General features: G+C 42.1%; 21 protein-coding genes. 5 read left to right on the top strand and 16 right to left on the bottom strand.

From position 1 onward, the window contains the following. The 14 genes from ACP45E_RS13500 to nadE all read right to left on the bottom strand — a co-directional run. On the bottom strand, nt 1–766 hold a 766-nt coding region (locus ACP45E_RS13500), incomplete at its 3' end, for a glycosyltransferase (protein ID WP_069585102.1). Continuing rightward, nucleotides 756–1,778 carry a glycosyltransferase family 2 protein gene (locus tag ACP45E_RS13495; RefSeq protein WP_017037274.1) on the bottom strand — a complete coding sequence of 341 codons (1,023 nt, stop codon included), beginning with the start codon at nt 1,776–1,778 and terminating at the stop codon, nt 756–758. The genes ACP45E_RS13495 and ACP45E_RS13500, both read right to left, overlap by 11 nt. Before the next feature lie 29 nt (nt 1,779–1,807). After that, on the bottom strand, nt 1,808–2,746 hold the full coding sequence (locus ACP45E_RS13490) for a sulfotransferase (protein ID WP_017037275.1): 939 nt from the start codon (nt 2,744–2,746) through the stop codon (nt 1,808–1,810). Next, the gene (locus ACP45E_RS13485) at nt 2,747–4,231 is read right to left on the bottom strand and encodes an oligosaccharide flippase family protein (protein WP_017033209.1); all 1,485 of its coding nucleotides are present in this window, start codon (nt 4,229–4,231) and stop codon (nt 2,747–2,749) included. Next, on the bottom strand, nt 4,218–5,384 hold the full coding sequence (locus ACP45E_RS13480; protein ID WP_017037276.1) for a glycosyltransferase: 1,167 nt from the start codon (nt 5,382–5,384) through the stop codon (nt 4,218–4,220). The genes ACP45E_RS13485 and ACP45E_RS13480 overlap by 14 nt, the downstream gene beginning before the upstream one ends. Continuing rightward, nucleotides 5,381–6,664 (bottom strand): O-antigen ligase family protein, encoded by a 1,284-nt coding sequence (locus tag ACP45E_RS13475; protein WP_069585100.1) that lies wholly within the window; start codon nt 6,662–6,664, stop codon nt 5,381–5,383. The genes ACP45E_RS13480 and ACP45E_RS13475 overlap by 4 nt, the downstream gene beginning before the upstream one ends. Continuing rightward, nucleotides 6,648–8,537, bottom strand: coding sequence for an acyltransferase family protein (locus ACP45E_RS13470; RefSeq protein WP_017037278.1), 1,890 nt, complete (start codon nt 8,535–8,537; stop codon nt 6,648–6,650). Before ACP45E_RS13470 ends, ACP45E_RS13475 begins: the two co-directional genes overlap by 17 nt. Before the next feature lie 3 nt (nt 8,538–8,540). After that, on the bottom strand, nt 8,541–9,512 hold the full coding sequence (locus ACP45E_RS13465) for an NAD-dependent epimerase/dehydratase family protein (RefSeq protein ID WP_017033213.1): 972 nt from the start codon (nt 9,510–9,512) through the stop codon (nt 8,541–8,543). A 16-nt stretch (nt 9,513–9,528) separates the two neighbouring features. Beyond that, the gene (locus ACP45E_RS13460) at nt 9,529–11,742 is read right to left on the bottom strand and encodes a GumC family protein (RefSeq protein WP_017033214.1); all 2,214 of its coding nucleotides are present in this window, start codon (nt 11,740–11,742) and stop codon (nt 9,529–9,531) included. Nucleotides 11,743–11,753: 11 nt separating this feature from the next. Further along, complete coding sequence (locus ACP45E_RS13455) at nt 11,754–12,284, bottom strand: polysaccharide biosynthesis/export family protein (protein ID WP_017037280.1); 531 nt, start codon at nt 12,282–12,284, stop codon at nt 11,754–11,756. A gap of 2 nt (nt 12,285–12,286) precedes the next feature. After that, nucleotides 12,287–13,537, bottom strand: coding sequence for an outer membrane beta-barrel protein (locus tag ACP45E_RS13450; protein ID WP_206743904.1), 1,251 nt, complete (start codon nt 13,535–13,537; stop codon nt 12,287–12,289). Between the two features lie 16 nt (nt 13,538–13,553). After that, entirely contained in the window at nt 13,554–14,954 is a 1,401-nt protein-coding gene (locus ACP45E_RS13445) for an undecaprenyl-phosphate glucose phosphotransferase (protein ID WP_017033217.1), read from the bottom strand. Nucleotides 14,955–15,396: 442 nt separating this feature from the next. Then, a complete protein-coding gene (locus ACP45E_RS13440; protein ID WP_017033218.1) occupies nt 15,397–16,458 on the bottom strand; it encodes a glycosyltransferase in 1,062 nt (353 codons plus the stop codon). Between the two features lie 258 nt (nt 16,459–16,716). Continuing rightward, nucleotides 16,717–17,547, bottom strand: coding sequence for an ammonia-dependent NAD(+) synthetase (gene nadE / locus ACP45E_RS13435; protein WP_017037282.1), 831 nt, complete (start codon nt 17,545–17,547; stop codon nt 16,717–16,719). A 114-nt stretch (nt 17,548–17,661) separates the two neighbouring features. On the opposite strand from nadE, the gene ACP45E_RS13430 reads away from it, so the two are divergent. The 5 genes from ACP45E_RS13430 (at nt 17,662) to modC (ending at nt 22,017) form a co-directional block, all read left to right on the top strand. Beyond that, nucleotides 17,662–18,174 (top strand): nicotinate-nicotinamide nucleotide adenylyltransferase, encoded by a 513-nt coding sequence (locus tag ACP45E_RS13430; RefSeq protein ID WP_017037283.1) that lies wholly within the window; start codon nt 17,662–17,664, stop codon nt 18,172–18,174. Nucleotides 18,175–18,211: 37 nt separating this feature from the next. Then, on the top strand, nt 18,212–18,721 hold the full coding sequence (locus tag ACP45E_RS13425; RefSeq protein WP_017037284.1) for a hypothetical protein: 510 nt from the start codon (nt 18,212–18,214) through the stop codon (nt 18,719–18,721). A gap of 682 nt (nt 18,722–19,403) precedes the next feature. Then, complete coding sequence (modA, locus tag ACP45E_RS13420; RefSeq protein ID WP_426511271.1) at nt 19,404–20,216, top strand: molybdate ABC transporter substrate-binding protein; 813 nt, start codon at nt 19,404–19,406, stop codon at nt 20,214–20,216. Nucleotides 20,217–20,218: 2 nt separating this feature from the next. Next, nucleotides 20,219–20,911 (top strand): molybdate ABC transporter permease subunit, encoded by a 693-nt coding sequence (gene modB, locus ACP45E_RS13415; RefSeq protein WP_017033224.1) that lies wholly within the window; start codon nt 20,219–20,221, stop codon nt 20,909–20,911. Next, the gene (gene modC, locus ACP45E_RS13410) at nt 20,905–22,017 is read left to right on the top strand and encodes a molybdenum ABC transporter ATP-binding protein ModC (protein WP_017037285.1); all 1,113 of its coding nucleotides are present in this window, start codon (nt 20,905–20,907) and stop codon (nt 22,015–22,017) included. The genes modB and modC overlap by 7 nt, the downstream gene beginning before the upstream one ends. A 153-nt stretch (nt 22,018–22,170) precedes the next feature. Here modC and ACP45E_RS13405 read toward each other — a convergent pair whose 3' ends face one another. Then, complete coding sequence (locus tag ACP45E_RS13405) at nt 22,171–22,965, bottom strand: HAD-IIB family hydrolase (protein WP_017033226.1); 795 nt, start codon at nt 22,963–22,965, stop codon at nt 22,171–22,173. 10 nt (nt 22,966–22,975) lie between these two features. Further along, nucleotides 22,976–23,838, bottom strand: an 863-nt coding sequence (locus ACP45E_RS13400; RefSeq protein WP_069585098.1) for a TRAP transporter large permease, incomplete at its 5' end; no start/stop codon positions are given.

Genomic DNA, 23,838 nt, shown 5'->3' with positions numbered 1-23,838 from the left:
TAGCTTTGCCAAGCGCGAGTACGCTGTGCTTGGCGCGGTAAGATAGTGTACTGTTTGTATGTAGCAATAACCTTGCATGTGTCTGACCAAATCTGAACCGGCGAGTTATCAGCCATTGAAAATTTGAACGAGAACTCGGAACCGGCTCATAAACCCATGCATTGGGTGAAAAATAGAGTGGGATCTGTGCATCCTTAATGGCTTCAAAAAACATCGTGTCTTCACCACCAGTTCGGCCAAACTGTAAATCAAAGCGTAATGCAGCTATGACTGGGTTTGCTCTGTTAATCAATACATTACAGGTATATCCAGAACAAATTGTCTGCTCATTAAATGTCGGCTCAGTGTCGTGAAATCTTCCTTTCGACATCCATGATTGGTTCAAGCTAGTCGGGTAGTTGGCTTTGACTGGGCCTAACACAACCTCTGCACCGTTATTTTCGACGGTTTTAAATAGCTCAATCAACCAATCTTCACTGACTATTTCATCATCATCTACAAATGCTACCCATCCATTTTGACTATGTTCAAGGCAGGCATTTCGCGCTATGGAAATATTTTGTTTCGGTGCGTGTAGGTAATGTAGGCTAAGTGGTGAATGTTCGGAAAAATCCAAAACCAGCGACTGCGCAGTAGGGGTGATGTCGTTGTCTGCGATGATAATGCGCAAGTTCCATTCAGGATCCAGTTTTAACTCTTGTATCGACATCAAGGTTTGCTTTAACGACTCTCTGCGATAAGTGCAGATACAAATATCAATGTTCATGGCTGACTTCACGCTTATTTTTAGATTGGAGAACATGCTTGCTCAGTTGCACGCAAAACCCATATGACCAAGCGATGTGCATGATCATTGCCGGAAACCAAATGGCGTATTTTAAGGTGGAAGGCTCGGTGTTATTTTTTACGGCAATAACGATACCGGCTAGTAACGTAGCAAAAAACCAGGTCAGAGCAGGGATTGAAAAAATCCAATGTAAAACGCTAAAAGCGGAAAGAAGAACACATGGAAAGACGAAAACGGGCACTAATTGGCGAAGACGAGGCTTTTCTTGGTGTTTCAACAGGTTTTGGCAGCGGCCTTTTCCATAACCTGCGTATTGCTTCGCAAGTGGTAAAAACTGACTGCGAGGATAGTAAATAAGGTTAGTCGCATTGGTTAGCCAAATTTTAAAACCGGCTTTAGTCAGGCGAGCATCTAATTCGGCATCTTCGTTGTGAGAAAACGATTCATCATAGCCATCAACCGACAAAAATGCGTGTGTTTTCATTAACGCATGATGACCATGTTCGACCCATTTCCCCGATTCTTGTGTATTTCTGTGGCTCGAACCACCATTACCAAGGGCTGAATTTTGAGCTAACGCGATTAACGATTGAGTAGGATTTTTCCCTTGCGTATCCATAGAGACAACAACGGAATCTGCATTATTTACTCTAGCTTGATCTAATAGAGTGGATATATAGTTCTTGGGATAGCTAGCGTGCACATCTATCCGTACGAAATAGTCAAAGTCATGCCCAAACCGTTGTACCGCTAGATTAACCCCTGCGCTTTGTATTCTCTTAGCATTATCAAGAACGGTGAGGTTCGGCAGCTGTTCAGACAGCTTTTCTAAAATGAGTAACGTATTATCGCTGCTGCCACCATCTGCTACCACTATATGAGAAGAGGACCCAAGTGTTTCTTGGTGACAAAATTCTACAATGTCTTGAATGTAGTCTTCTTCGTTTAGGCACGGGATGACGACCAGGATTCCATGTTGGTCAGAGTTCATTGTTTGTCCTTATGATATTCAAATAGTAACTAAAGTGCCCATTGTTCGGTGACACCTGGCCATAATTCCAATAAAACGGCCTTAATATCGGCTTGCTGCTGAGTGGTAAGCTTGGTTTGCCACGAGTTAAGCCGGGTCGACATATCAATGTTGGTTCGGTCAGATTCAGAGACTACTGTCGCCTTACCAGATTCGATCTTAGCTATGATAGGTTGATTGATAGTGTTGGCCATTTCAGTAAAACCAGTTATTGGGTTTTGTAATAACGATTCGTATTTGAATCCTTTCACATGCTCCTGTTCATAAGCGAAACGTTCACTTAATGCCCATAGCGCTGCAATTTTTCGTTCTGGTGTTTCACTGCGAAATGACAACAAGCTATCGAATATTGCTTTTTGTGTTTGAGGCAATTGAAGTCGAGATTCTTTGAGATAAATTTGCGCATAATCGACATCTTTAATGTGCCATTTCCAGTTTGTTCTCAGCATGCTATAAGCGACTGCCATTGGGTGGCGGCTAATGTGAACAACAGTAGATAAATCATAACGATCAGCTAAAAAGGGAATGAGAAATTGGCCTCTTACGAGTTTAATCACCACTTTCTTTCGCAAAGATTCACTAAGCGATTTACGGCACAGATAATTAAACCCTGAACGTTTCGGGCTGATCCCTGAAAAAGAAAGATCTAATAACCTTAAATCTTCAGCATTGAGAACGTCGTGAAAGAGAGGAATATGAGCCGATGATTCCGCTGAACAACCGTCGTGTAAAGGCAGAAAAGAGCTAGGATCTAACGGTTCAAATAATGTTTTTGCTCCGATAGATTGTGCTAACACCTCTTGCACCCACGTTGTCCCACTTCGCCAAAAGCCACTAATTAATATCGGGGTCGTATTGTGAGTTCGTGCAATTAAGTGATCGAGCACGTAGCTTGTCTTACACATGAGTTCTCTAGAAGTAAGTTGCATTTAGCGTCCCAGCCTGTGAGTCAATTGATGTTGAACAGTTTTAGAGAGATTTATGGTGTCTTCTCTAGCAAAAATTAAACTAAATAAGCCATAAGAGGCGAGAAATATAGAACCACCATAAATAATCGAAATGAAGTCATGGCTCGGTGATAGTTGGTGTATAAATTGGTGCGAAATATAAGTTAAAAGTGTGCTGGACACTAACACTAGGGTAGATGATCCAATACTGGACATTAACGCGTTGAATTCAAATTTTAGTACCGTGACCATCACCATGAAATAAGCGATGGTGAGTATAATGTTGGCCAAGGCAAATCCGACGGCAATGGATTCAACTGTGTATTGGTTAAACCACATCAACGTCGTGAACAAGAGAATCAGTCCAGTGCGCAGAAAGCTCAGAGCGGTCATTAGGCCTATCTTGCCCGTTCCCTTGAGAAAGCCAATAAAACCCCCGGTTGAACTAATAAACAACATACCAATACAAAGCCATTGAAATACTTGCCAATGTGGTGCAAATTTTTCACCCAGTAATAAACCGGTAATCGGTTCTGCTAACACGCTGGCTAGTGCGTAAATACTGCCTAAGACAATCAGGTTTAACTTGATGGCCCAAAATAGACTGTTTTGCTGACTAGATTGGCTTTCATTCTCAGCATTACTGTCAGACAAACCAGAGAAAAACGACATCATGAACCCTTGTCCGAATACCTCTCTTGGCAGTGAGGAGGTTCGACTCATCATGTTATATATTCCGGTATTGGCTGCGCCAGAAACCTTGGATGTCAGTAACAGCGGTGCTTGATCGCCCGCCCACATAACTGTGTTATAGGCAGATGTTTTATAATAAAAAGGCAAAAAAGCTTTTAGTGTAGGAACATCAAATACTTGTGTTGGTTTGATATCTGATGCGCGAATAAAGTAAATGGTTTGAATCAAATGCATTAAAATATGCTGAATGACTAGGCTCCATGCGCCAAAACCAGAGAAAGCCAAAATAACAGCAAGGGTCGTAGCACTGGTTGATGCAACCGCACTGATTTTAGCAATATACCCAAACCTCATTTTTGCAATCAGGCGGCCTTGGTAAACCGACTGAATCATCAGCAAAGGAAACAACATGCATAATGCTTGTATGTAGGGCAGAGCATCGGGAGCATTCAACCAGACAGTCAGTGCAGGCGATAAAAGATAGACAATCACGCCAAGTACCATACCAACCGCCAAATTAAACCAGAATAAGGTTGAAAAGATATGCGGGCGCTTTTTAGTAAAATAGACGATGGTATCAACCGCGCCACCATTACCAAGCACAGTACTAATGAACATTAGAACTGCCATCGCTAGTGCAACATTACCAAAATCTTCTGGGCTCAGTATTCTGACCAATATAGGGATGGTTAGAAACCGAATGCCGGTTGAAAACAGACTTGCGGCAGAATGCCAGAGTGCATTGATGGTCACTGCCTTTCTATTTAGTGACACGGATAAGTCCTTGTAAATCATTTTTATTATCTCGAGATGCTTCTTGAGATAGAAGTTGAATCAGAGATTGGCATTGGACGTTGTCATAACACCATCGAGATGACGGAACCGCCTGCATATTTAGCCGTAGTGATTGATAACTTGCATCGTCAATCGAGGTTAAAAAGGACTGCAATGCTTGGCAAAAATCTTCATCGATAGACGTGCCTAACTTGAGATCCTCAAGAATTTTAGCCATAAAGGTATTTGCACGATAGATCGGTGGAACATTAAACAAACCGCCTTCATATATGCGGTTTGGCAATAACCACTCTGAATTTCCGCCTTCCTCGAAAAAATCTAAAGTCCAATTAAAATCAGCGTGTTGGTATATTTTTGCTAGGTCATCTGGGAAGCAATATGGCCCCTTAAATTCAATGTATGGTTCATTATTGACTAATGCATCAAAGTCAGAAAACTCTGTATAGGCAGGTTTCCCCCAAATCGTGACAGTGACTTTGCCTTTTAGTTGTCTTGTTACCTGTGACAATATCTTCAGCGAGCGATGGCAACGAATAGCGCCATTCCAAGTAATACTGATATGCTCTTTATCAAATGTTTTTTGCGTCGTATGAGGTAACGGTGCTGTGCTGAATACTTTATTTTCTAAAATATAGTAGGGCAAATTAGTGTTAGAGATAGGCTCAAAATAGTTATCTATAAACCCTTGAGAGCTGGTAATGAGTAGAGAAGCAGAATGACACAGTCGTTTTTCCAGATGTCGAAATATACGACCAACCCAATTTTTAGCAATGAGAAAGCGGTGGATATCAAGGCACTCATAAATTAGGGGGATATTGAGCAGTGACTTTGCTTTATTTCCTATCGCTAACATATCGAGGTTTCGGGCCATAATGACATCGAAATGGCTGGTGTGTCTTAGTGTTGTTTTTAACTCAGTGATCGCCTGTACAACCTTAATTATGCGTTGCATGAATGAGGCATCAAACGTTTCGCCAAGCGATAATGTTGGGCAGCCGCACAGGGTTGATTCTGGCTTTTTACCGCGATAGAAACCGATTAATGTTACTTCTGCACCGCCATGGGCAAGCATTGAAACCCTGCGTTTGACTGCTGCATCGTTAAGATCATGAACAATGTACAAAATTTTCATGCTTTTCCCTCAAATACGACGATTGTTTTTTTTCCACAATCAAAAAATGTTTTTCTGTTTAAAGTCATCCAAATAAGACAAAGATTAAAGTGGCTAAAATGGAACTGTGCAAAACCGGTCGTTTCAACGAAACTCTTGGCGAAAAAAAACAGAAACAGTATAAAAATAAAAATATCGAACAACTCCATTCCATGAGTCGCTCTAAGATATGCTTGCTTTATGCAACTTCCAACAATGGAAACGATGGACAAAAAGCCTAATATTCCAAGCTCAACATAATAATGAATATAGAGATTATGAAAACCAAATAAAGCACCGATCTCTTTATGCATTAACTCCCAAATTTCGATCGCTCCTGGGTTATCTATATTCCAATACGCGCCATACCCTACGCCTAAGAAAGGGTTATCTTTAATTGAGTCAAAACCTATCTCCCAAATCATTGTTCTGCCGGTTATAGTGGGATCTTTACCAAGTGAATACATCAAATCTTCGTAATAACTAAAATTGAAAAAATAAATCACACTAAGAATAAATAGAATTAAATATCCAACGATGAGTGGGTTGATAATACGTCGATTTATAATTGATATATTTCTTGTGGAATAAAAAAATATGGCTAAAGCAATCGCTAACACAGTGAAGAAAGCGAGGTTGGTTCCTAATGACTTAGCATAGTAAAAAACGACGATAGAAAGTAAGGTACAAAACCCGCCAAGAGCCTTCATGTGTGGACGCATTGTTGGGATACATAATGTGCTTATTCCTACCATTGCTGAGAAGGCCGCAAAGCTAGACATATTATTTTTACTACCAAAATGTCCTATACGGACGACCTCACCAGTGTATGAAATAATGACCGTATTATTCGAGCTTAACCCGTAGAGCATTAACGTAACTAAGCTGACGGTAAGGGCTGTAATTATCACTTCTTTTTTTACTGTGTAGATTAATGAAACACAAATTAGCGTGGTGCAAAATATTTGAAGCGCCCACTTTAAAGAGGATGCAGGTGTCTCTGACCACAATGTCGACATAATGGCAACGATTGAAAAAGAGAATAGGGGCCAGCACTCTTTGCATGCAGCCAGTGAATATTGATAACGCTTAACGCAATGAAATAATCCTGACAGTAGAAATATAAAAGCCGCAGCTGAACTAATTAATGAGGCAGAGATTAATGAAAATATAATAATATGCGTGATTAGTTCATCATACTTGATGGACCGATTCTCGAAGGAAAGATGTTTATCGTATCCCGCATTAATTTGTACTTTCATAGATCCAGTCATTAATTGTATTGATCATATTTTTGACAACCAAGTTTGATCCTTGCTCAGAGAGATGGCCGTAATCGCTGTAGAGTAAAATATTTTGTTGCTTATATGGGCAAGCGCCATCCAAGCATAGGTTATTCATTGGGTTAATGAAGTTCTTGTGGTTAAGGATGCGGCCTAATTCATTGTTTATATCTGGTCCAAAAGTAATAGGCCAAGAGTGATTCGATTCGTTTTTACCTTTTAGATCGTTAATAATTGACACATCAGTAATAAATTGAGGAGACTGGCCAATAACTAAGTAGCGGACACCAAGAGCATCAAGTTCCAGCAAGGTAGATTGAATATGTTCTAATCCATTTTTCACATGGTCAGTCCATTTAGCCGAAATAATCACTAAGTCATATTGGTTCTCTTTAATGACATCGATCGCGTTGCGGTTAAAATCATTACAATAAGGCAGGGCATAAGATTCAAAGTTAAGAATTGGCGGGCAACCTGCGGAAGAATACTTAACAAACTGAGCATTCAGTTCCTTCCCGTTCAATTTTATGCCAGGAGCATAGTGATTAAGAAAAGAATCGCCCCAGAGTAAGATTTTTGGTTGATTACCGTGACGGTTGTTAATGGTGCACTCAGACTCACTCCATTGTGAATAATTTTTAGCATCCATTAAAAAGCACGGTGATGTAGGCGCTTTATTGACAGTATTTGCAAGTGTTGGGCGCACTGCGGATTGTGAGTTGAAATGCAATAATATGACCGCAGCTATTGCAAAGCTTGCCATTCCTGTGCCAGTGAATGTGAACACAGATGAGCGTTTAGCTCCTTTGCTATAACGGTATGGTTTTTCAACAAAGTGGTAAGAAAATACTGCTAGAGTGACACTGATTAACAGTATTCCCACCGTATGAATCGCGGTAAGCGGCGCTAATAATTGATATCGGAAGAACACGGTTACAGGCCAGTGTAGTAAATACAGAGAATAAGAAATTGTTCCGATGTATAGGAGTGGTCGCGTTGCGAGAAACGATCCAATAGGATTATCGGTTGCATGGCTGGCTGACGATCTACTTCCCGCAAGTATGATGAATGCTGTGCCTAAACACGGAATAAGCGCACTATAGCCAGGGAAGGGTGTGTACTTGCTATAGTAGACAGCCGAAAAAACAATCATGCCTAATCCTAAGAAGCCTAGAATCCAAGATTGCCAACGAGATGATACTTTAAACGGAGGAGCTGCTGCGATAATGGCACCAAGCAGCAATTCCCATCCACGAGTAGGAAGCATAAAATAATTGGCTGATGCAGCTTTGTCGATTAAATAACTGCTTAATACTAGGCTGATAATAAAAGGTGGATATAGAGCGAGTTTCCAATTTTGTCCGAAATATCGATAGACTAACGCAACATAAATGGGCATGAAAATATAGTATTGCTCTTCTACAGATAATGACCATGTATGCAGCAAAGGTTTTAGCTCAGCTGAGGCACCGAAGTAATGTGTGGTTGACCAAAAGTAAAAATTTGATACAAAGCCTAGCGAGGATAATAAACTTTTTAAATAATCATCAAACAGAGAAGGTAGAAACCACACATAGCTAAAAATAGTGGTTATTAGCAGCATGAAAAATAAAGCAGGCATGATGCGCCTAGCTCGACGGAAGTAAAACTCAGCAATAGAAAACGTACCGTCCTTGAGCATTTTGAGCATGCTCAACATAATGACGTAGCCAGAGATGACAAAAAAGACATCAACACCAACAAAACCACCACTGATGCTCTTTACACCCGCGTGATAAAGAACAACGACTAATACCGCAATAGCTCTTAAGCCATCGATGTCAGGGCGGTAGGTGTGTTTACTTTCCATCATACTTTACAAGTACCTTCCAGAAGTGCTGTCTGCCCAATCTGCTAACGATGACTTTAAGGTGTAGCGGTAGGTATAACCGTTGTTTGATAAGTAATCGGCATTGATATTAGTGGAGCGAACAAGCTTTGTTATACGTTCAGGGTTAATACCCAAACCAAATCCTTTAAAATATGAAATAAGTTTGGCGGCACCAAAAATCAGCTGTTTAGGGATGCAGACTTTTTTTACATTTGGGAAAGAGACTTCGGTAAAAGTATCTACGATTTGCTCAATATTGTATTTGGTAGAAAACGCGCCATTAAAGGTGATTACGTTGTTATCAGAAGTGTCTGACAGATTCGATTGGTGGACAAACGCTATCGCGGCCAATAGTTCTTTGACATAAATACAGGCTTTGATGGTGTCTTTTCTTCCTGGAAATGGGAAGTAACCCTTACGCAGCACTTTAGCAAGCCGAGTGAAGTTGCCTCCTTCCCCTTCGCCAAATACGACTGCGGGGCGAACAATGGTTAGCGTTCTAGTCTGATCATCTTGAGCCCAGGATTGATGAATTTTTTCCGCTTGGGCCTTGGAAAAACCGTACGCAGAATTTGGTGTTAACGGCGATAGTTCTGTGCGACTTTCTTCATTCGGGCCATAAACTGAAATTGAGCTGGTAAAAATAATTTCGTTTACCGCGTGTTGTTTTGCAAATTTGGTCACTTCTAACGCTCCGAAAATATTGGTGTCAAAATACTCAATATCCTCGTGACCCGGTGTGGTATGTACCGCCGCAAAATTGTAGATACGATCAATAGGTTCACTTATCGTCAGTTGGGAGAGATCTCGAACATCCGCGGTAATATAGTCAACGTGAGCATGTTGTTCGCGAGCGGGAAGAATATCGAGTGCAAAAATACGATGCCCTTGAGTGGCAAGTTCACGAATTAGGTGTGTCCCAATGAAGCCACTCGCTCCAGTGATCAAAATGTTCATAATGGCCAATTTCCTTTTAGCTAGATTTAGAGTCGGCTTTATACGCATAGCTGGCGTAATATGCATTTGACTTGCGAGAGCTGACTTCACGGCTCTTGTTTAGAATTACACCGTCTATTTTAATGTCATGATTTAAAATATCCGATAGCGTCTTACGTACATGTCTCGTTTTGGTTGACCCCGCCTTCACTACCAGCATCAGTGCATCAGTGAGGTGGCCAATAATAAGGGCGTCACTCACGATCATTGCAGGAGGACAGTCAATGATGATTTTGTCAAAGCGTTGCTCTAACGTGGTAAGTAGTGATTCAAATTTCTTACTGCCGAGCAATTCTTGTGGATTGGGTGGAATGAAACCTGCGGGCAAAACCGTTAACCCCGAGGCTTTGTCTTGATATAAACACGCATCTAGATCTTCGTTAAGCAGTAGATAATTACTCAACCCACTGCGGCTCATAGATAGGCCAAATAATTTTCCAACAGAGGGGCGTCTTAAGTCGGCATCTATGATGATCACTCGTTCCATTTTTATGAGCGATAACGCTAAATTGGCAGCGATGGTACTTTTTCCTTCTGCCGGAAGCGGTGAGGTAATGGCGAATCGCTTTCGGCCTGTGTTAGAGACTTTAAGTAGCAATCGTGTTCGTAATGACCGAATAGCTTCGGAAAAAGGGCTGCTCTCTGCTTTGATGAAGCGATCTAACTCTCGATTCGGTTTTGTAAACCATGAGCGTTTTAATTTTGGCACTGAGCCGATTGGCGATAAGCCAATTTTTTCTTCGATGTCACTTGGTATTTCAAGATCATTTCTCACTGACTCTCTTAAAATCACAATACTGCATAATCCAATAAACGTGAGCGCGGATATCAAGATGACAATTTTCAATTTACTTGGTTTGCTAGGCTCTAGCGGCATCAAAGCATGATCGGTGATCCTGGCAACTGCGGCTTGATAGTCACTTGTTACTGAGGTTTCTTTTTGGCGCGTAAGAAATAGATCATAGAGTTTTCGATCGTTTAGCACTTCACGTTCTAGTTTTTCAAACTCAGCCCGCTTAAATGATAAATCTTGAAAATCTAATTTCTTACTTTCTAACTCACGCAATAGCCCTCTCTCTTGCTGGCGGGCTGCTGAATATTCTTTCTCTATGCCTTTAGCTAATTGCGCAAGAACCAGCAATGAACGTTCTCGGATCGAATTCAGTTCGGCTTGGGCTTGAATCATTTTGTCGTGCTTAGGGCCGTAACGTTTCGCCAATTGGGACACGTATTTTTCTTGATCAGCTTCGCTTAGCCTAAGGTCACGAATTTGAGGGTGATTTGAAATTTCAGAAATAGCGTATAGATTCGCGATACTCTCATTCTTGTTTTGCTGAAGGACGGTATATAAAGATTCCGCAGCGAGCCTTCTATCACGTGCATTGGCGATTTGGGTGGTGAGATACGTCAGCTCATTGGTTTGTAGTGAGTCGATGCCTTGTGCATCGACTAGCCCCTGATCTTTTTGAAAGTTGGTTAGCTTGGTTTCTGATAGGCGTAGGCTACGAGCGAGGTCGTCAAGCTTTGCGGTTATCCATTCCGTTGCTTCTTGGTTAATCAATAGTTTAGCTTCAATGTTACTATCAATATATGCCTGACCAACAGCATTAGCCAGCGTTGCCGATGTCACTGGACTGTATGATTCGAACGTGATTTTCACTAGCTGAGTCTTTCTGATCGGGCTAATGGTGAGTTTATTTTTAAAGTTCTGTAGCACCAACCGTTTGGTATACAGAGACTCACTCAATGAATTTCGTTCGTTGGTCTCATCGGGGGTAATAATAGAATCGCGAAGCGCGTAGATGTAGTGAAAGAGGGTTCCTCGGATACTGAAATGGCGCGCTTCGCCATTAAATTCAGGGTTATTGAACAGCTGGAACTGTTTGATCACCTTTTCTGCAATATGATTAGAGCGCAAAATCTCATATTGAGTTTGGTAGTACTCTTGTTTGCTTGAGTCAATGCCAACAATTTCTTCAATGGAGACGGCTTTGCTCGTGTTTGCTTCAATCAAAATCGTGGCGGTTGCGGTATATACCGGCGACATCTGTTTGGTTACAGCGTATGTCATTGCTGCAACTGTGAATACAATAAGCATTATTACGATTGAACGCTTTTTCAAAGCAGAAATATACCGACTCACATCGATAACGGTTTCTTCAATTTTGAATGTTTCTTTTTCTCTATCCATGATTTGTTCGCTTAGAAAAAGCTTTCCTCGATTGTGATAATGTCACCAGGGCGAACATTTTGGTCTAAGGTAATTTTCGATGACAAACTGCCTGAGGCATCATTTGTTACCGTTATATTTCTTTTAGAAGCGCGCTCTGTGAAGCCGCCTGCAAGCGCAATGGCTTTATCAACGGTTAAACCAGGTTGATATTCATACCCTCCTGGGTTTTTAACCTCACCATTAATATAGATTTTACGAAATGATAAAACGGTAACCATGACTTTAGGTTCAATTAGGTAATCACCTCTTAAGCCTGAACTTATTTGATCTTTCAATTGCTGAGTGGTTTTATTGAGTGCTTTAATTTGGCCTAAATACGGATAATCAAACAGGCCGTTTGAGCTAATGAACAATTGATTAAAAGAGAGTTCAGGCTCACCATAAACGTGGATCTGAATTCTGTCTCCTGCCCCTAATCGATAGTTCGTTTCGTCGGCAAGCAGAGGGGAGCAAATCAGACAATTAGCCGCTAGAAAAATGAAAAAATTTCGCAATGTCATAGTTATAACTCGATTTTTGTATAGAGCCCAACCAACTGCTGTTTATAGCGATAGGTCAGCCAGTTAGAGTCTTTATCTTCCGATGACAGATAAAACCCGAAGTTAATAATTCGACTAAATTGGTAGTTGAAATCTAAGGTATATAGGTAGGTATCGTCTTCACGACTACCAATTGGCGAGTCGGCTGTAAAATCATCGTTTTCCCAACCAATCGATGCGGTGGTTGAAAATCGTTCGAACCAATCTTGCGTCCAATCGAGTTTAATGATGGTTTCGTTAACGTAGTCTCCAAATTGGTCTGGATCTTCTGCAATGAGTGAGGCGTTTAACGTGAAGGCAGTATGTCGCTGTGGCAACCATTGACCTTTAACACGGTAACTCAAGCCAGAAAAATCTGTTTTTTGGTTAGATTTAAACGATTTATTTTGTAGGCCTATAAATGCTTCACCCTTGCTTTTATCAGACAAGTCCCAGCGGGCACCAAGCGAGTAAAAATCATCGGTGTTATCTCTGCTTTCTTGATTAGTGTATTGGTACTGTTTGTCATTTCTTTGTGCTGACAATGACAGTTGGGTTGATCGGCCCAACAAGTACCAGAACGCAGTCGAGTATTTAACAGCACTAAAGTTGCTGAACTGACTACCAAACTGATTTCCGTCTATCTCATATTGTTGATAATTGGTGTAACTTTTGTCTTGATAGCCGAGTCCAAATCTTAATTGCCCCTTCGCAGTGTTAGCGCCATAGATATATTCGGCGTTGACGTTATGGTCGGTAAATTTAACAGGCTGATTAGTGGTTATATTCTCGAGTGCTCCCTCGGTTAGCCCGGTTCCACGTTCTTCATGCGATTTGTTGTAGGTATAGATGAGCGATACGTTATTGCGTATGTTAAAGCTGATAAGGTTGTTCGACTCAAAATAGTGGTCGGTATAATTATCATCTTTGCTATCAAAATAGTGCCCTGAATCAATGCGATACAGAACACTGTATCGACTAGCCGATGGCTTGTAAGTGTAAGCAAAACCAGGGATGACATTGACGAAACTTGACGAAATAGCATCATTACTATTACGTTCTCTGGTTAAGTTATTATTGTATCCAGTCTCTAGATCGACCATGACGGTAAATGGTGAATCTTTAATCTCATCAAATTCATAGTAGTTTGAGCGCTTAGCGTAGGTGACACCACTGGTCAGTAGCGACAGCAATAAAATAGGCAATGTTTTTTTACTGTAAGTCATCCATAACATTGTGTTTCCCCAACAGTTAGTATGCATTTTTACCGGTAAATCCTTTGAAAACAGTCAAAAATACAATTTTAATATCCATCCAAATTGACCAGTGATGAATGTAGGCCAAGTCAAACTCAACCCGTTTTTCCATTTTGTCTAACGTATCGGTTTCACCTCGATAGCCGTTCACTTGCGCCCACCCGGTAATTCCTGGTTTTACTTTGTGTCTTAACATATAGCGGTCTACGATTTGGCGATACTCTTCGTTGTGAGTGACGGCATGAGGCCTTGGCCCTACGATTGACATAGAGCCGCCAAGAGCATTAAAAAACTGCGGTAGTTCATCTAACGATGTGCGACGTAAAAAACTGCCTAACGGAGTAATTCTCGCGTCATTTTTAGTTGCCTGTTTGACCTCACTACCTTGCTCCATGGTTGTCATTGAGCGAAATTTCCACACTTTGATTTTTCGTCCATCTAGGCCATAACGATCTTGCTTGAATATAACCGGGCCAGGAGAGGTGAACTTCACCGCCACGGCAATCACAATCAGTAGCGGAGAGATCAGACAGAGGATAATCGTAGAAAGCACGATGTCTTCTAGGCGCTTTATCCATGAAGCAATACCAATGAAGGGAGTGTCAAACACACTCAATGTCTGCACGTGGCCGACTTGATCCCAGCGTGAGTGAAGTAGGTTGTAGGTAAAGAAATCAGGCACCAAATAGGTGTTGGCGGTGGTGTCAGAAAATTGCGTTAAGAACTTGGCAATCCGTTCATTAGCATGCATTGGCATGGCAATGTACACGTAATCAACCGCGCCGATTTTGGCTTGATTGAGCGCGTCTTCAACATTACCTAAAATCGGGTAGTCTTCTTTGCTGTCTGTGCGAAACGTGTTTCGTTCGTCGTAAAAGCCTTCAAACTTAACCCCATGATAAGGGCGATTTAATAGCTCTTGAGCCAAGCTTTTCCCTTGCTCTGTGTGCCCAACAATGATGGCTCGCCTAGCGTTGTAACCAATTCGTCTTAGTGCATTGAGGCTGATTCTAATAATGCAGCGCCACAGACCTAATGTTAGCGGGGTGACAAGAAACCAAGTACCAACCACCACGCGAGAAAATTGATCACTAAGTTTGGTGAAATAAATCACGGTTACTATAGTAATGCAACAGATAAACCAACAGCTAAACGTAACGATAATGTGAGCGCTAAGAGAGGTGGTTCTCCATGAGCGGTATAAGTTGACCGTTTCGCCAAACAGCAGGAACAATATGGTTCCTAGTGCCCCAATGAGCAGGTAATCTTTTGTGAAGGTAGGAAGATAAAAATGCCCAATAATGAGCAGAAGTGAGAAAACAATACTGGCATCGGTAATGCGATATATAAACGCAAACCCTGTTTCATGTGAACGTATTAGCCCTGTATGATTCATAGTCTCATTCCATGTGTATTCTGTACGCTACCGCTCATGAGTTATTGTTCTCAGTGATCGTGCAGTTCGTCCTTTGGCTAGTGATATTGCTATTTCTAACGTCACTAGAATGTTTGAGCAGTGTAATGATTTGGCGCTATGTCGGCAGTGGAATAAAGAATGAAATTTAGACTTTCGGATAATATGATTTGTTAGTAATAAAGTCGTACTTGAGTACTAAGTAATGGAGAAAGCATGAGAAGGGGGGCTTAAATAATAGAACCAAAGGTGTACTTTGTGGCATTAGAATCTCAATAAAAAGGCAAGATAATCGGATCAGTAATCATCAGCGTAGTTATATTGGTTTACTTATTGTAAAGGATGCTAAGAGTAACGCGTGATTTCAGGCCCGAAACCCATTTTATGATGTTGACAAGGCCTGATGATAACAATAAAAAGAGGGCTAAATAGCAGAGTTTGTGATGGTGAGGTATTCGTCTAGGTATCGTTGTCCAGCTATTGGTAATGCCAATGTAGACTGTACATATTCTCTAGGCTGAAATGAGTCGTGTTGCGAAATGAATTGGTCGCAAACCGATTCAAAATGCTCAGTTTTAAAGGTCATCCCACAGCGTTCATCAAAGTAAGGAACCGAAGATACATTAAGATCCGCACGGTTGTATTTGGCCAGTTGTGGGTCGATGATTGTCTCTTCATTCCACGCTAAGACAGGGATGTTGGAGGCTAGCGCTTCTTGGTATGCTAGCCCTTGTGTTTCATGCTCACTAATGTAAAGCAGTGCCCGCGATGATTTTAGCCCGTCGACAAATTGTGAGAAATGATGTTGTCCATACCTCACGCTAGTGTAGGTAAGATTGCGTTTATCTAAGTGCTGTTTAATTCGCTCTATTACCGAGATACTTTTCTGCTCTCTGTTCCAGTGGATTTTGTCGTAGATGAGAAAGTCATATTGTTTCTCGTGTTGTGATAAATCGTCTAACTTTTCGCAATCAATGCCAGTAAACCATGGCATCATTTTGTCGCCACAAAACGGTTGGTAAACTTTAGTAAACCATTCACAAGGCTGTATTAATTTCTTAAAACTCGGGTCGTTGCTTACACGTTGAGATTGCTCGGGTAGGCCAAAGTCACCGGGGCCAAATATCTTAGGATTAGGCAAGTCGACGATATCTAAAACCGAGGGAAATCCAGCGACGCCAATTGGGTAATCGGGGTGTTTACGAGCAAGCTTGAAATCATTCACCCGCACATCACATCCAACCGCTTCTAAGCTCTTTATTAAGCCTAAGAAAGCAGAATAAAACCCAGTAAATGACTGCTGCTTACAAAAGGAGCGTTTACTGTTTCTGATCTGATGATGCATTTTCGAAAGCAGCTGGCCTGTAAAACCTTCTCGTGCTTTAAGGTCGTAACCATCGAAAAAAAGTAACACTAGCGGGCCCTTTGACGTATGCATTAAACCATGATTTTCTTTGGATTTTTGGTCTTGAATGACACCGCTCATTGATGGCTCCTAGCTAGATAAATTATCGAAAGATTCAAAACAAGCCAATAGCTTACTGATAACAGTAATCAAATGAAATCGGGCAAACCTAAGTTAACAACGCGGTGTAGTATGGTTTTTGTATTAAAGCATCATGCCTTAGTTAAGAACAAAAGGAGATGGAGGCTTGAAGTAGGTTATTGATGAAAAAGACAAAATAAAAAAAACAAAGAGCCGCCCAGAAAAAAGGGGGCCCTTTGTACGACATCGACTCATTCCTTAGTCGTAGATAGTTGGAATAGGAAGACGCTTATGTTGTGTCACTGTGTAGATATGAACCAAACGATCAGACGCTTCTTTACTCACCTCTTTGCCTTCTAAGAAATCGTCAATTTGATCATAGGTTAGCCCGAGTGCGGCCTCGTCGGCTTTTTGTGGATCCAGTTCTTCAAGATCAGCCGTTGGGACCTTCTTTACTAATAGCTCTGGAGCACCTAAGGTGTTTGCTAACTCACGAACTTGGCGTTTATTCAAACCAAACAGTGGTGCCAAATCACACGCGCCATCACCAAACTTAGTGTAAAAACCCGTGATGTTTTCTGCTGAGTGATCGGTGCCTAATACTAAGCCGCCAACATACCCAGCAATTTCGTATTGAGCGACCATGCGAGCACGAGCTTTGACGTTGCCTTTTACAAAATCAACTTTGGCTTGATCTGTGGGCAGCAACCCTGTGCCATCAAGAGCGGTATGCGTGGCGCTGTGAATACCGTCCACCCCTTGCTTAATGTTAACGGAAACCGATTGTGTCGGTTTTATAAAAGACAACGCAAGTTGTGCTTCGTCTTCGTCTTTTTGCTCACCATAGGGCAATCTAACGGCGATGAACTGGTAGTCCTTGCTTGACGATTGTTCGTTAAGATCATTGATGGCGAGTTGAGCTAAGCGACCGCAGGTTGTTGAATCTACGCCACCGCTGATGCCAAGTACCAGTGACTTACAGCCAGATTGCTGTAGCTTGGTTTTTATAAAATCAACACGACGTGAAATCTCAAAGTGTGGGTCAATAGATGGGAGTACGCGCATTTCATCACGAATTATCTGTTCCATTAGTAGTCCTTTCCTGCAAGCAATAGTGTTCAAATCATCATTTAGTATTATCATACCTTAAACATTGAGTTAGAAAACTGAGAAAAGAGTTTTCATTTACGAACAGGAAAGAAAATGAGCAAAGTTGCAGTATTTGGTAGTGCGTTCAATCCGCCAAGCCTAGGGCATAAAAGTGTGATTGAATCACTTGTTCATTTTGATCGGGTCTTGCTGCTGCCGAGTATTTCTCATGCTTGGGGGAAAGATATGCTGAAGTATGATATTCGTTGCCAACTCGTTGATGCCTTCGTACAAGACTTATCCGTGAATAATGCGCAGCGAAGTACCATAGAAGAGGAACTCTTTCAGCCAGACTGTGCGGTGACGACCTTTGCTGTGCTTGATGCGTTACAAAAAAAACACCCTGATAGCGAGCTTACTTTCGTACTTGGACCCGATAATTTGTTCAATTTTTCAAAATTCTATAAGGCAGAGGAAATACTGCAACGTTGGAGTTTATTGGCTTGTCCAGAAAGAGTGAAAGTGCGCAGCACTGATATCCGAGAGAAACTTGCCCATGGTTCCAGCATTGAAGGCTTAACCACACAAAAAGTCGCGTTTTTATTGAAAGAACTGTCAGTATATTAGATAATCCTGAATATAATGATGTATCTGGAAAGAGCGAATGAGACTCAAGGCAGTAATTTTATTATTGCTCGTCATTGCTCCTTTTGGAGTGAGTGCGTGTGATCTTTTTGAATCCTCTACGAATTACCGTGTTGATTCAGTTGTATTAAGTAACAGTTCTAGTGGTATTAATAACGGTTTTTGTTTTTCTGTCGATGACACACTCAATTATGCTCAAAAGCAGTGGATAGCATTAAGCGATACGTTTGACGATGAACCAACTGTCATTGGCTCATATTGGGATGACTGGATCATGAATTCTGCAACTGACCCCTTTGTAACCCAGAATGTGTCGTCCAATTATTTTGGTCTTGGCGTATGGATGCCTACCGTACTGGAAGATCAGGCAAGCTCAATGAGCACGGAAGAGTGGCTAATGAGTCATGGTCTGCAATTGAGTGTCGGCTTTGGTGATAAGAAATCAGGTGAGCCTAGAATGCGTTTTGACTATCGCTGGCACGAGAAATACAGCGGCGATGTGATGATGCAGTTTGAAGTGCCGTTTTAGGAGACTCCAGAACTTGGGGTTGAGATAGAAAAGTGAAAAAGTGAAAAAGGGAAATGATCATCATTTCCCTTTTTTTATTCCTAAACTTACCCATAACGGCATCGCTGGTAGCTCATGAACCTAAACTGAGTGACATTCTACTTAGGTGTGTGAAAAGTATAGTAATGCATGAAGTAAATGTAGAGTCACGGCAAATTGGAGACAAAAAAAAGCCAACTGCAAAGTTGCAATTGGCCGATATATCTAGTGTGAACAAAAAGGTTCACTAACAACGTCAGTTGGCTAGGTGACCCTCGGCTTAAGAAGGGTCATTTAAAGTATTGCAGTATATGTGCCAAGTTTTAGAGTGTTTAATTGACTGCAATTGCGTCAGTTTTGGTTGGTTTTTTAAACTCACCATACAAGATTTATGCAAAGTGGTTTGCAATTTGCGACAACTTTCAATATTGCAATTAACATATAAATCAGTATGCATTTATGAATGTTAGGGGTAAGAGGGGGTATTGCGCGAAGTGGAGTCCGTTGAGTCTAGCTAAATGAACGATCATGGCTTGAATGGCTAGGTTGATACCGAAACAGCAATAAATAGGTTAAATGGAATAACGTTATATAGTTTAGTGCGTATCTATAATGATATGATTTCTCGTCGATGATCAGAAGTGACAAGAAGGCCATTCAGAAAATGGAAAGAAAGCGGTTTAGCAGGCGGTCGGTGCAAGTTGTTAAGTGTACGTTAGTGCTTTTTTGGGCTGTTATCGGACTCCATTTAATGCCCGTTGCCTATGCAAAAGAGAATATTACCGTCTTTGCTGCTTCGTCGTTGACCAACGTATTGTCAGAAATAGCTCGTGACTATCAACAAGACCACAAGGTGAATATCCGTTTATCTTTTGCTTCCTCGTCGGTTCTTGCACGACAGATCGTTTACGGTGCGCCCGCGGATATTTATTTTCCCGCCAATCAAAAGTGGCTAGATTATGTGATTGAACAAAAAGCTGTGGATGCGAATAGTCGAGTTACCTTGCTGAATAACTCGTTGGTTCTTATTGCCTCAGAATCCAGCGATCTATTAGTTGAAAATCATGTGTCAGAATTCCAACCATCAAGCTTAGTCGACTCACTCCAAGGTGGGCGATTAGCAATAGGCGATCCTGACCATGTGCCTGTCGGCGAGTACGCAAGAGAAGCTTTGATGTATTACCAACAATGGGACACTATCAAATCACATGTGGCTCGGGCGAATAATGTTCGAGGTGCATTGGTCTTGGTTGAAAGAGGGGAAGCGCCTCTCGGGATAGTCTATCAAACCGATGCCATTATATCTTCTAAGGTTCGCTCTATCGCGACATTTTCCCCACAGAGCCATGATGCAATTGAATACCCAATGGTTATGGTCAGTGATGAGCCGTCAAAAACGAGTCAGGCTTTCTTTCAATACTTGCAAAGTGAAGACGCGAAAGCCGTTTACATTCGGCATGGTTTCGGAGTCATATAGCTGTGCTAACTGAATATGAAGCATCGGCGCTGCTGCTGAGCATCAAAGTTTCTACTGTTGCGGTATTGGTCAGCTTACCCTTCGGTATTCTTGCTGCATGGGTGTTAGCTCGTAAGGAATTTCGTGGCAAAGCACTGCTTGATGGGATGATTCATTTACCTCTCGTGCTTCCTCCGGTTGTGATTGGGTATTTACTACTGGTTGCAATGGGTCGACAAGGCATCATTGGGCAATGGCTTTATCATGTTTTTGGCGTCAGCTTTTCCTTTAGTTGGCAAGGTGCGGCTTTGGCTTCAGCGGTCGTTTCATTCCCATTAATGGTGAGAGCGATTAGGCAATCCATAGAAGCGGTTGATACGCGTTTGGAGCAAGCAGCCCGAACATTGGGAAGCAGTCCATGGCGAGTCTTTATGACCATAACCTTACCGCTAACCTTACCTGGTATCATTTCAGGCGTGATCATTGCTTTTGCTCGAAGTTTGGGTGAGTTTGGTGCCACGATTACCTTTGTCTCCAACATTCCTGATGAGACGAGAACGATTCCCCTAGCAATGTATTCCTTTATCCAAACGCCGGGCGCGGAGTTTCAGGCCATGCGCTTATGCATCATTTCTATTGCCATTGCCTTTGCTGCTCTGATTGCGTCGGGTTGGCTCACTAAGAAAGCGCAACAGAAAGGGGCATCGACATGCTAACCATTCGAGTTCATAAGCAGTTAGGGGATCTTGTACTCGATGTACATGCCGACATTCCTCTGCAAGGAGTATGCGCTATTTTTGGTCGTTCAGGGGCAGGGAAAACCTCATTGGTTAATCTGTTAGGCGGCCTTTCTACGCCCGACCATGGTGAAATTCGATTAGGTGATGTGACACTTTTCTCCCGTAGCGAAACCTCCGTTAAGCAGAAATGTATCAATCTTCCTCCAGAGAAGCGAAACATTGGTTATGTATTTCAAGAGGCGAGATTATTTCCCCATTATACGGTGAAGGGGAATCTTAATTACGGTGTTAGCTCGCCGGATGACAATCACTTTCAAAAAATCATCACCCTACTTGGATTAGAGACGCTTTTAGACCGTTATCCCAGCTCTTTGTCTGGGGGAGAAAAGCAGCGAGTAGCGATTGGCCGAGCATTACTGACATCACCTTCCATGTTACTTATGGATGAGCCACTTGCCTCATTAGACCTTCCTCGTAAGCGTGAATTGATCCCGTATTTACAATCATTAACTAAGCAGTTGAATATTCCGATTGTGTATGTAAGCCATAGTCTTAGTGAAATATTGCAGCTCGCCGATCACATGTTGGTTCTTCATTCTGGAAAAGTGATGGTTCAAGGCCCGCTGGCACAGGTTTGGAATAGTGATGAAATGCGCCCTTGGATCCCGGCTCAAGAACTCAGTTCATTGCTGCACGCTAAAGTGACCTCTCGCCACGGCCAATATCCAATGACACGTTTAGATCTAAACGATGGCAATCAATTATGGGTCAATGGTTTACTCGATGAAGCACTGATCAATACGGTATTGAAAGTGAGAGTTGAAGCGAATCACGTTTCTCTGTGTACGTCCATTCCCAAAGATACCAGTATTCGAAATGTATTAAAGGGAGTCGTCCGCGAACTGCATTCCAATGAAAATGGTGAACAAGTGCAGGTGAAAATTGCGTTTGGGGAGGATGAACTTTGGGCCAATGTGACGACTTGGGCATGTGATGATTTGAGGTTAGAAAAAGGAATGGGTATTTACGCGCAGATAAAAGGAGTGTCAATGGGGCCGACTGATATAGCGCACTCGCACTAGATTGGCGCACTCAGATTAGATTTTTCTTATGAGGAAACACCAAAGTTTCCTCCCCCACACAATTTTTAACGTCTGGTGTTCAGTCTTGCTTTTATCTGCTCCACGTTTGAAAATGGTAGGGCGCTTTTCTCTCTTCTCTCTTCTGGTGCACCTCTAAGTCGTGCTTTTTAGAGCGAGTAATTGTCTGGCAAATTCTGCAAACCCGTATCCACCGGGTCTATCGATCACGACAGAGGGTTTGGCAGAGAGCTTGTCCCAGTAGTGGCTGATATTCTGAACCCCTGCACTTTTAGGAAGAGTGGCAAACATCTGTTGATCATTGAGTGAATCTCCGACGTAGCAACAACGACTAAAAATCTCTTTTTCCGATAAGCCCTTATCTTTAAGAAATGCCATCGACGTCTGCTTTTTTGAATGTTGCCCATACCAGGCGTTGATATGAATAGAACTCGCGGTAGCGTGCGCCCCTAACGCATGAATTTTAGCGATAATATCGTCGGTAATACCACTGTCCAGCTTCGGTCGATTTTGACCGATATCGATAGACACTTCACAAAGGCGGTAGGATTGATCGAGTGTCAGACTCAGCTCAGGGTAGTCTTTTAATATCTCAAGTACCTGGCTTTTTAACCGAGTTTGCCTCTCCTTGAGTGTTTCAAGCCCATCATCTGCTTGCAAAGTGAGATAGCTTGATTGTTTTTCCATAATAAACGCGCCATTTTCACCTAACACCGCATCCACCGGCCAAAGCTGAGCAATATGATCACACCATCCTGCGCAAGCACCGGTCACCGCAATCACTGTAATGCCCGCTTGCTGTAAATCGTTAAGTGCTATCAGTGTTTCTGGCGGGAGTTTCCCCTGCCAGGTTAGTGTATCGTCCACATCGGTTAACACCCAGTCAACGCAGGCCCAGTTAGCATTTAATTGGTTTGGAACTGATTTCATAAATGGGTCCTTAATACTTTGATAGTAAATTAGGCAAGAACATGACTAACCCTTCCGAATAGGTCAGGATCATCAATACTGCTAATAAGGCAAGCAGCAGAGGCGCCACCTCTCGTACAAAGTCGATGATTTTCACTTTTAATATGGAGCATACGGTGAACATCATCGAACCGAATGGTGGCGTTACCCCACCGATCATGATGTTAACGATGACGATAACGCCGAAGTGTACTGGATTCACACCTAAATTAAGCACAGCTGGAAGTAGGAGAGGGGTCAGTATAATCATTGCTGCCCCTCCTTCGATAAACATACCGACCACCAAGAGCAGTAAGTTGATGAGTAGAAGCAGAATCAGTTTGCTATCGGTCAATTGAATGAGTGCAGACGCCACGTTTTGCGGGATTTGTTCAAGCGTCATGTAATAGCCAAATACCATAGCGCCGATAATGATAAACATAACTGCGCTGGTGCCTTGAATCGTTTCCCTCAGGATCAGTTTGAAGTGATGCAGTTTAAGCTCTCGATAGATAAGCGCACCGATGAGAGTACAAAGTAAGACAGCGATGGCGCCCGCTTCGGTTGGGGTAAACAGGCCAAAACGCATGCCGAGAATAATGCCAAATGGAATAAGCAATGCAGGTATGGCTTTCGCAAAATAGTGAAACCGCTCTTTCGCTGAAGCCGGAACAGAACGCGATGGCTTATAGCCACGTTTTTTAGAAATAAAGGCAATAGTCATCATTAGAGCCAGTGCCATAAGCAAGGCCGGAACGTAACCGGCAATGAACATTGAATGCACAGACACATTAGCCAGTAAGGCAAAAATAATCAGGTTAATGCCTGGTGGAATGAAGATCGGCAGAGCGGTTC

The organism is Vibrio genomosp. F10 str. 9ZD137 (assembly GCF_049974785.1).
Classification (GTDB): domain Bacteria; phylum Pseudomonadota; class Gammaproteobacteria; order Enterobacterales; family Vibrionaceae; genus Vibrio.
The sequence above is the reverse complement of the archived record's forward strand: the minus strand, read 5'-3'. Positions and strand labels throughout refer to the sequence as shown.